Annotated in this window: 5 protein-coding genes and 3 pseudogenes; 7 read left to right on the top strand and 1 reads right to left on the bottom strand. The window is 61.9% G+C overall.

Annotated features, from left to right (window positions below; all coding sequences use genetic code 11):
- The 4 genes and pseudogenes from J2S97_RS24210 to J2S97_RS23760 all read left to right on the top strand — a co-directional run.
- Window positions 1-85 (top strand): annotated as a pseudogene (locus J2S97_RS24210) (AMIN-like domain-containing (lipo)protein); the annotation flags it as partial.
- A 770-nt stretch (window positions 86-855) separates the two neighbouring features.
- Window positions 856-1,791, top strand: coding sequence for an ABC transporter ATP-binding protein (locus J2S97_RS23770; protein ID WP_307052391.1), 936 nt, complete (start codon window positions 856-858; stop codon window positions 1,789-1,791).
- A 6-nt stretch (window positions 1,792-1,797) separates the two neighbouring features.
- A complete protein-coding gene (locus tag J2S97_RS23765; protein ID WP_307052390.1) occupies window positions 1,798-3,042 on the top strand; it encodes an ABC transporter permease in 1,245 nt (414 codons plus the stop codon).
- Window positions 3,043-3,593: 551 nt separating this feature from the next.
- Window positions 3,594-5,753, top strand: coding sequence for an amylo-alpha-1,6-glucosidase (locus J2S97_RS23760; protein ID WP_307052389.1), 2,160 nt, complete (start codon window positions 3,594-3,596; stop codon window positions 5,751-5,753).
- Window positions 5,754-6,272: 519 nt separating this feature from the next.
- Here the strand turns inward: J2S97_RS23760 and J2S97_RS23755 are convergent.
- Window positions 6,273-6,740: a sensor histidine kinase gene (locus J2S97_RS23755; RefSeq protein WP_307052388.1), complete on the bottom strand. Its 468-nt coding sequence runs from the start codon at window positions 6,738-6,740 to the stop codon at window positions 6,273-6,275.
- A 1,644-nt stretch (window positions 6,741-8,384) separates the two neighbouring features.
- On the opposite strand from J2S97_RS23755, the gene J2S97_RS24130 reads away from it, so the two are divergent.
- From J2S97_RS24130 to J2S97_RS23745, 3 genes and pseudogenes are all read left to right on the top strand, one after another.
- Complete coding sequence (locus J2S97_RS24130) at window positions 8,385-8,597, top strand: hypothetical protein (protein WP_373460650.1); 213 nt, start codon at window positions 8,385-8,387, stop codon at window positions 8,595-8,597.
- Window positions 8,598-8,894: 297 nt separating this feature from the next.
- A pseudogene (locus tag J2S97_RS23750) lies at window positions 8,895-9,053 on the top strand (oxidoreductase); the annotation flags it as partial.
- Between the two features lie 43 nt (window positions 9,054-9,096).
- Window positions 9,097-9,612, top strand: a pseudogene (locus tag J2S97_RS23745) (oxidoreductase); the annotation flags it as partial.
- Window positions 9,613-9,757: the final 145 nt, after the last annotated feature.

The following is a 9,757-nucleotide window of genomic DNA, read 5'->3' as shown; positions in this document are numbered from 1 at the left end:
CGCACGGCTCCCGTTCCGGGTGTTCACCCTGGACGGACCAGGCTCCGGATCGCGGCTAGTAGTCGACGTAGCGCACTTCTGGTGACCTCGGTTCAGTGTTAAACCGGCGTTGAGGTAAGCACAGAAAACCCATGAGCGGCGCCCCGCTCCGGAGACTTTCCGGGCAGGGCGCCACTCTGTGCGCCCGCTACCAGGCAACCAGCCGGCGGCGACTACCCGAGGACTACCAGTGCGGGCGGGTCCCGGCGGATGGTCTCGTCGCGGCAAAAAGATCCGGGGACAGACGTACCACGATCGATTCTGGAGAGAAGCTTTTCTCCGTCTGGGCGGAGTTCCCCTGTGGGTGCCGGTTGCCAGTCCGCGTACACAAAGTGCCGCATGCTCCCTGTCATTGGGGACACGCCGCTCTGCCAGCGCAGAGCTGCGACGCTGGCCCCGTTCAATGAGGCGAGACCGTGTCCCAACGGCGTTCGCCAAGACCCTGGCCCGGAAATCACCGCGATCGGTTCCGGCCGGTATCATCCTTGCCCTGCCCGCCTGCTGAATGCACCCAACCAGCTCCACCACCGGACAATACCGTTTCCCCTGCTGCTGCGCATGAGATCGGCTTCGCAGGCATTGGCGCAGCACCAGGAGTTGCCGATGTCGAGGCGTGGCCGGTCGTGAATAACCTGCAGCACGGCCTCGGTCGGGCTACTGGCTTCAGCGCGGTGTTCCCGAGTCTGGTCCGGAGGGACGGCGTTCTCCAACCACAACCTCCAAAACGTACCGGTAGGTGCTAGCACGGAAGCGGAAGCCGAGGATGCAGGAATAACCTCGATTTCAGAAGATTATCCGGCGAACAAGGAAACGATCATGGGCGAGGCACGGGTTCATGTAGACGGCTTCAGGATGGATTTCGGTGGCAGCACAGTCATCCGCGACTTGTCCTTCGATGTGCAGGCCGGGGAGACCTTCGGTTTCCTGGGCAGCAACGGATCCGGAAAGACCACCACGATCCGTGCCCTGCTAGGGATCTATCAGCCGACGGCCGGTGTCCTGCACATCAACGGCAAGTCCTTCACGCCCGAGGACGGCGGTCGGCTCGGCTACCTGCCGGAGGAGCGCGGCCTGTACAAGAAGGAAAACGTCATCGAGCTCATGACATACTTCGGCCGGCTCAAAGGGCTGGACCGGCACGCCGCCAGGCGCTGGTCCCTTACCTACCTCGAGCGCGTGGCTTTGGCCGACAAGGCCAACACGCAACTGGGCAAACTCTCCGGCGGCCAGCAGCAGAAGATCCAGCTCGGTGTGACCATCATGAACGAACCCGAGCTGCTGATCCTGGACGAACCCACCAAGGGCTTTGACCCGGTCAACCGCCGGCTGCTGATGGACATCATCTCCGAGCAGAAAGTCAACGGCGCGACCGTCGTCATGGTCACCCATCAGATGGAGGAAGTCGAACGGCTCTGCGACCGGGTCCTCCTGCTCAGGAACGGCACCGCGGAAGCCTACGGGACCATCAATGACGTCCAGAACCAGTTCGGCGGGCGGGTTATCCGGCTCAAACACGGCGGCCCCGTCCCACCGTCACGCCGATACGAGGCGACAGTCAGCGAGGCCAACTACTCCGAACTGTCCATCACCGACACCACCGACGAAGCCGACATCCTCAAAGACCTGATCGCCGCCGGCGTCACGGTCCGCAGCTTCACCACCACCAAAGTCTCCCTGGAGGACATCTTTATCCGCGTCTATGGCGGGCAAAACAAGCCAACCAGCCGCGACCACGAGATGGCAGAAGTGTAACCGGACATGGCAGAGCACAACCTTGGCGCAGTGGCCGGTTTCGAGTTCATTCGCATCATCACCAGGAAATGGTTCTGGGCCGGCACCCTGGCAGTCCCCCTGATCATGGCCGTCGTGCTCGGGCTGATGGGTGTCAGCAACACCACGACGCCCACCGCCCCGGAAGCGCAACTGAGCGCCGGGTTCTCGATCGCCTACACCGATCAGTCCGGTCTCATCACCGCCGCAGAGGCAGCAACGTTCGGAGCCAGCAAGGCAACCTCCCGGGAGCACGGCATCCGGGCCGTGCAGTCCGGGTCAGTGGACGCGTTTTTCGAGTTCCCCGCCGACCCCGCCAAGTCAACGGTGAACGTCCACGCCGCCGACCGGGGCATCTTTGAGAACAACAAGTACTCCGCCGCCGCCCAGGCGATGCTCTCCCAGGCAGTCACCGCAAAGATCGGCTCCGCCGAACTCCTCGACCTGACAGGGAACGCGGCTGCGATCGACGTCAAGACCTACCGAGGGACGGTGGAGTCCGGCGGGATCAACGCGGCGATCCCTCCCCTGCTGTTCCTGATGATCTTTTACATGCTGATCTTCCTGCTCGCCGGGCAGATGCTCAACTCCGCCTTGGAGGAGAAGGAGAACCGGGTCACCGAGATGATCCTGACTACCGTGAAGCCGGCCACACTGATCAGCGGCAAGGTCCTTGCGCTCTTTGCGATCGGGCTCCTCCAGATGGTTATCTTCGCCACCCCCATCATCATTGGGTACGTGTTCTTCCGGGAGAAGATCAATATCCCGGCCTTCGACTTCTCAGCACTGATCTTTGAGCCGGTCCCGATGATTACGGGATTGCTGATCCTGATCGGCGGCTTCGCGCTGTTCACCACCACCCTCGTCGCGATAGGTGCCGCCGTGCCTACTGCCAAGGAGGCCGGGAACCTGATGGGCGTGATAATCGTGCTGGTCTTCGTGCCCTTGTACGCCGCATCGTTGATCATCTCGGACCCTCAGGACATGATGGTGCAGATCTTCACGTACTTCCCGTTCTCCGCCCCCGTCACTGCCCTGCTGCGAAACGGCCTGGGATCCCTCAGCACCGGCGAGGCCGCCATCGTCATCACGATCCTCTACATCGGCGCGACACTCATGTTCCGTCTGGCGGTGCGGCTCTTCCAACATGGCTCCATTGCCTACACCTCCAGAGTCAACATCAGGAGCGCACTCGGCCAGCCCGCAAAGAGTGCCCCTGCACCTGCCAAATGAACCGGAACCCGGCTAATACCGGCGACCAGGGTGCGGCTGCAAAGGCGTCGGGCACTGACACCAAAGGTCCGCAGCCCGATGAACTGCAGCACTTCATCGGTGATGGCGGCACCCTCGTTGTGCACATGCTCTGCCCCGACCAAGTTCCACTCCTTACGACGAGTGTCACTCCGGAGTGACACAAGTCCCGGGCCCCTTCGTGATCAATTTGGCGTATGCCCAACCAGGGCCTGTTACTTCTTCACGGTCGTTGGGGGTGGGCTACAGAGTCGCCGCCGAACCCAAGGAAATGGATCCATCCTCCTCAGCCACGGCCGCCAAAAAAGGCCCCGAAGGGGGTTCATAAAAGAACATTTGTGCACCAAGGGCCCCTGACCGGCGGAACACTGTGCCCGAGGTGGGACTCGAACTGCATTCCCACACCGGAAAGTCCCGGAAACATGCGCAAACGGAGCCAGCCCGGCGGATCGGTTCCTTGCCATCTGGCACACGTTCAGGGATGAGCGTAGATTCAGCTCAATTTAAGGTGGCGTTTTCACAAGGAGCCTGGGATGGCTGGATGGAATACAGACAACGCGGCCGGGCCCACCGGGCAGGGAGCCGTGACTTTGGTGGCGGGATCGTCCTTCTGCATATCGCTACAGAACGGCGACATTCTTCCCCATCATCCTCACGGAGTTTTTTATCAGGACACCAGGATCCTGTCACGATGGTCCCTCACCGTGAACGGACAACCGCTGGAGCCATTGGGGGCATGGACCCCCTCACCGTACCAAGGCACCTACGTCGGGAGGGCAGCTCGTGCCGACGGCCGGAGCGATAGTCCGCTGACCGTGGTAAGGAAGCGCGAGCTGGGTGCCGGCATTGCGGAGGAGATCATGATTCACAACTATGGCCTTCAGCCCTCCTCCTGTGAGGTCGGACTGACCGTGGAAGCGGACTTCGCAGACCTTTTTGAAGTCAAGGACGGTCGATTCCACCGTCTCTGGGATCAGACCAGGCGCGCTAAGGCCGGGTCGGTGACGATCGAAGCGGCCTGGCAGGAGACACGGAAAGGGATCGTCGTGCGCGTACACGATGCCGAGGTCACAGCCGAAGGTCTCGTCCTGCGTGTGATCGTCCCAGCGCACGGAAAGCTGGTCATACGGGCGACCGTGCTGCCGCTTTCAGCCGAAACCGAAGTCGACGCCGGCATACCGACCGTCTCCCTCACAGCCGCCATGATCTCCGCCCAGGCGCGGCGCCAGAAGGCCTGGGATGAGCGTGTTCCGCTTACCCGCGTGGGCAATCCGGTCGTCGAAAGAAGCCTTCTGCGCAGCCATGACGACATCGGGGCGCTGCGCATCATGGACCCGCAGCATCCGGACCGCATGGTCATCGCCGCCGGAGCACCGTGGTTCATGGCATTGTTTGGCCGGGACTCGTTACTGTCCTCCTTCATGGTCCTTCCCGTCGATGCAACACTGGCCTTGGGCACGCTGCAGACCCTGGCTGACCGGCAAGGCATGAAGGTAGACCTGCTGACCGAAGAGCAGCCGGGCCGGATACTGCATGAGGTACGGCTCGACGTCGGAACCGGCCTGGCACTTGGCGGCAGATCAGCCTACTACGGCACCATCGACGCCACTCCCCTGTTCGTCACCCTGCTCGGGGAAGCAAGCCGCTGGGGACTTCCCGTCGACGACATCGCAGCGCTTGTGCCTCATGCAGACCGTGCCCTGGACTGGATCCGAGAGTACGGGGACCGTGACGGCGACGGATTCGTCGAGTACGAGCGCCTCAACGACCAGGGCCTCATCAACCAGGGCTGGAAGGACTCCTGGGATGGAATCAACTTTGCAGACGGCCGCATGGCCGAGGCCCCTATCGCCCTGTGCGAGGTGCAAGGCTACGTCTACAGTGCGTACATCGCCCGGGCCTGGATGGCCTACGACGCCGGCAACCAAGCTCTCGCCGCCGACTTCCGGGAACGGGCGGAACGGCTGAAAAAACAGTTCAACGATCACTTCTGGTTGCCTGACCGCGGGTATTATGCCATCGCCCTCGACAAAGATAAGCGACCCGTCGACGCCTGCGCATCCAACATGGGCCACTGCCTGTGGTCCGGAATCGTGGACGAGGACAAGGCACCACAGGTTGCAGCCAGACTCATGTCCCCGGAAATGTTCAGCGGCTGGGGCGTGCGCACCCTGGCAACAGACATGGGCGCTTACAACCCGGTCAGCTATCACAACGGATCGGTCTGGCCCCATGACAACGCACTCATAGTCGCCGGCCTGATGCGCTACGGATTCGTCAAGGAAGCGCAGCAACTTTCCTCAGCACTAATGGAGGCCGCCCAGTTCGCAGATAACCGGCTTCCCGAGTTGTTCTGCGGGTTCAGCCGCTCCGAATACCCCGAACCCCTGCCCTATCCAACGGCGTGCTCGCCCCAGGCATGGGCATCGGCGACGCCGGTGATGCTGATCCGAAGCCTCCTGCGCTATGAGGCACACGTCTCTTTGGGCGCGCTGTGGCTGGACCCCGTATTGCCGGAAACATGGGGAAACCTGCACAGCACCAACCTGCCGGTCGGTGGGGCCCGGGTTACCCTCGATGTGTCCGGATCCCACGTGACAGTGGAAGGGTTGCCTCAGGGGCTGGTGTTCCGGAGGGGAACGCGGCCCTCGCTGGACGATTTCGAGGAACTTAACAGGTTGCGGTGGAATTGATGACATGGCAAATGCCAGCAACCGCCTGAGGACCTGACATCGGTGCCACCGCACTCGCACGGCCGTAGCGTTCTCGACGACTACGATGACCTTGTTGTAGCTTTCCGGGAACACGCACGTCACCTGTCCGAGGAGTCGACCGTGTTCGATCAGCGGAAGAGGTACTTGGACGGCGCCGGGGCCTCGATGCCCAGGGAAAAGGGTAGCCGAGGCATAACCCCCGCAGACTGCCGAGGGGTTTTGTCCCGACATGGTGCTCGGAATTTGTGGATGCACGCTCCATGAAATAGGACCAGATCATCGCAGGCACAGCGCCGCCCCGCGCGTCAGCGCCGCAACCACTAACGGCGCCGCTGTCGAAGCACGCCGATGGGTCCCAGACTATTGGAAATGCCGGGTTGCACGCGGTGACCGTCCTGGGCGACGATCCTCGGGTGCCTGACCACGAGATTCATCGGGCATTGACCAGCACGCACAGACCGGCCGGTCGGGCCCTGCATAGCCCCTCGGATTCCGTCGCTAGTCCAGGGGAAGTGAGATGGAGACGATTGTGCCTTTGCCGGGCATGGAATCAATAGAGAGGGTGCCGCCGGCTTCGTACACGGCCACAGTCATCAGGCACGCGCCGTGGCCATGTTCCCTGCCGCCAAGGAGTTGGCTCTGGGAGCCCACGCCGTTGTCAGTGATGGTCAGCCGGACACCATGGTGAACGGCTGTCAGCCGGAGCGTCAGCTCGGTTGCCCGAGAATATTTGAACGCGCAGTTGAGTGTTTCCTGTGCGGCCTGATACAGCAGCGCGGCGCAGGCCACGGGTATCTCGACGCCATGGTGCGGGGTCTCCCAATGCACGCTGACCCCGCCCTGGCGCAGGGGAACGGTCAGTTTGTCGATGCAGCCAGCGAGCCCCAAGGCGTGGAAATCACTGGCTTGGTCATCCGTGATGGCGCCGACGGCGGTGCCTTCGTCCAGAACTGCTGCTTGACCCACTGATTTCCCCGCTTCCTTGCAACCCTATTGACTGTCCGCGCACCTGATCTGGCAGGATCCGGGCGCCTGGATCAAGACTGGCTTCTCAGCCTCAAGGACTCCGACAGCTATCCGCAGTTCTCGTGCAAGTTTCCGGCAGAATTTGCGTTGGCAACACGGATTGTGGGGGCGCCTCATATATCGGAGAAGATCATGCTTCGACGTAAAAAACATCGAAGACGGGGCCTGTATAAGCGCTGCGGGCGCTGCGGCAAGGACGATGATCGCGGCGACGGCGGGACCGCGGCTGCTAAGTAAGACCGGCGAGCTGGTTGCCGTGTCGGTAAACTTTCCGACGAAACGGGCCGCCGCCGCAGGGATTTCGCTCGTGCGCGAAATCGCCGGTACCGGCCTGATACGCGATATGAGCACCAGCACAAGAGACGAACTCTCCCACGGCATCCGACCATCCCAGATATCACCAATCCACAACAGCGCCCAACGGCTTCGCATGCAGGCCGGGCTCACCACCCACCGGGGGCCGGTACAACCACATCCCGCCCGCTCCAGCCACTGAATCACTTCAACCCCTGGGACGATCCGCTGAAACGGCCGGCGCACCGCCCGGCCGTCCGTGGTCGATCCTGACAAACTCAAACACCCCGCCGTGCTCCGGGCCAACGGTCCGGGAGATAACCACCAAGACCGGCCTGCAACGCACGACGTTGTACCGGCACCTGCCGTCGCGCTCTAGCGACCCGGAAAGTGCACACAGCTAGAAGCCGAGATCAAGAACCCCCCGCACGGGTCTGCACATCGACGCTGTGGCGCACTGGACTCCCAAATCGAAGCAATCGCTACGCGGGCCTAGTCAACTTCCTCGGGAGCATCACTAACTGTTTGCACTGTCCGCGTGCGGCACCCACGTGGCTACGGCCTCAGTCGGACCCGAATCTGGCATCGCATGCCTAAAGGTCAAGACGTACCTTCCGCCAGGAAGATCCATCGGGAACTCTGGTGTTTCTCGAAGGTCGGACTGTCCGTCCTTGTCCCCACCTGCGTAGGTAACGTTCAGCTTCATATCCGCAACCGTAGAACACCAATAGACCTTTTGAAAGACCCCGATACCCGGTGCCCGCCGGTCGCTGAAGGAGAAGGACCATGGAACCGCTCACCATCAATACCCCTCACATGGTGAACAATCAGCCAACCCCGGACCACGTCATGACAGCCAGGAAGTAAACCGCACACAAATGGGCAAAAATGTTCCTTACTACGCACCCGAGCAGGTCAAGTCGCCCAGTCCACGAACGACCATGAAGAAGTAACCAGCCCAGAGTCGCCGAACCCAAAGAATGGAGCCACCCGGCCCAGCAACGGCCGCGTAGGGGCCGATAAAAGAAGATTTGTGCACAGTCAGAGGCCCCAATGGGCCCCTGACCTGCGGAAACACTGTGCCCCAGGGTGGGACTCGAACTGCATTCCAGGCCCTGCAAACCCTGGACTCCCCCGGAAGCATACGGAATCCGGCCCGATCCGACCCACATACGACGCGATCCGAAGCCCAAAGTGTGGACATTGTCCACACGCCGATTTCGCCGCTTCAAAGTTTAGACCAACGACCGCACCCCGCAATGAAGGGATGCGGTTCTTTTGCCCTGACAGATACCGAATGATATTGCCGTCGTTTCGTTCGATGGAACATCTGAATCGGAAGTCAGCTGGCCCCAGCTGACCACAGTGCGTCAGCCCATCGATCGGAGAGAGGGTTCTTGCGGCAGCCCTGTCACCGGAAGAGCCGGGCGGCGGGATCGAGCTCCTCATCACCGAACTCATAGTTCGCAAGTCTTGTGGCTGCTGACCTTGGAGTCCAGGTAGCTTGCCCGCAGTTACTTCGCGGCCCCGCAGAGCCCCAGCCCGAAGCCAGGTCCGCCGCCGCGGGTCGCCGATGACGGACTTCGCCCTCGGTAGGCAGCGTCCACGGGGGCCCTAAGCGGGCTTTGGACTCACGACATCCAAGGCGGACAGACAGAGCCTTCTGACCGTTCGTTTTTGTCCAGTTATGAGTGTAATCACTACCGGGTAGACGCAGCAGCAAGTCTTAGCGTCCACGGCGCCGGTCAACCGCTGGACGGCGGTGATGCTCTGAAACATCGAACGCAAAAGGACTAACCCATGACCCTTTCCTCACTGTGGCAACCACTGACTCTTGGCCGCCTTGACCTATCCCATCGGCTGGCGCTGGCACCAATGACCCGAAGCCGCTCCAACCCGGATGATATGCCGGGCGACTTGGCGGCCGAGTACTACGGGCAGCGCTCCTCATTGGGATTGATCATTACCAAGGGCACGCAGCCGTCGGCAGACGGACAGGGCTATGCAAACACGCCGGGGGATCTACACCCCCGAGCATGTCGAGGGCTGGCGAAGCGTCACCGGAGCAGTTCACGCCCGGGGTGGGGCGGTGTTCATCCAGCTCATGCATGTGGGCCGCATGTCCCACCCGGACAACACTCCGTACCACCGTCAACCCGTGGCACCTTCGGCGATTTCCGCAGACCAGGATATTTTCACGCCGACCGGCCCCCAGAAGACGCCGACACCGCGAGAGCTGAGCAGGGAGGATATCCAGACCACCGTGGCTGACTTCCGCCTGGCGGCAGCTTCGGCCATTGCGGCCGGCGCCGACGGAGTTGAAATTCAGGGCGCGAACGGTTATCTCCTTCACCAGTTCCTCTCCCCCAACGCGAACCACCGCACCGACGCATACGGCGGATCTACAGAAAACCGGTCGATGTTCGTGATGGAGCTCGCCCGGGCCCTGGCCGATGATATCGGGGCGGACAGGGCGGGCATCCGCGTCTCCCCCGCCATACCATTAGGTGGAATCAACGAGGGCGACACCGGGAGTGTGCGCGCTCAGTACCGGCACCTGGTAGGCGAGCTAGCTGTATTGACCTGGGAGGTTGGTGACGCGGCTGGCTGGTGTCTGACCTTTGAGTGAGGTGTGGGCTCGGTGGTGATTGTAGCTGTGCAGC

The organism is Arthrobacter oryzae (assembly GCF_030812315.1).
In the GTDB taxonomy this organism is placed as follows: Bacteria; Actinomycetota; Actinomycetes; order Actinomycetales; family Micrococcaceae; genus Arthrobacter; species Arthrobacter oryzae_B.
The sequence above is the reverse complement of the archived record's forward strand: the minus strand, read 5'-3'. Positions and strand labels throughout refer to the sequence as shown.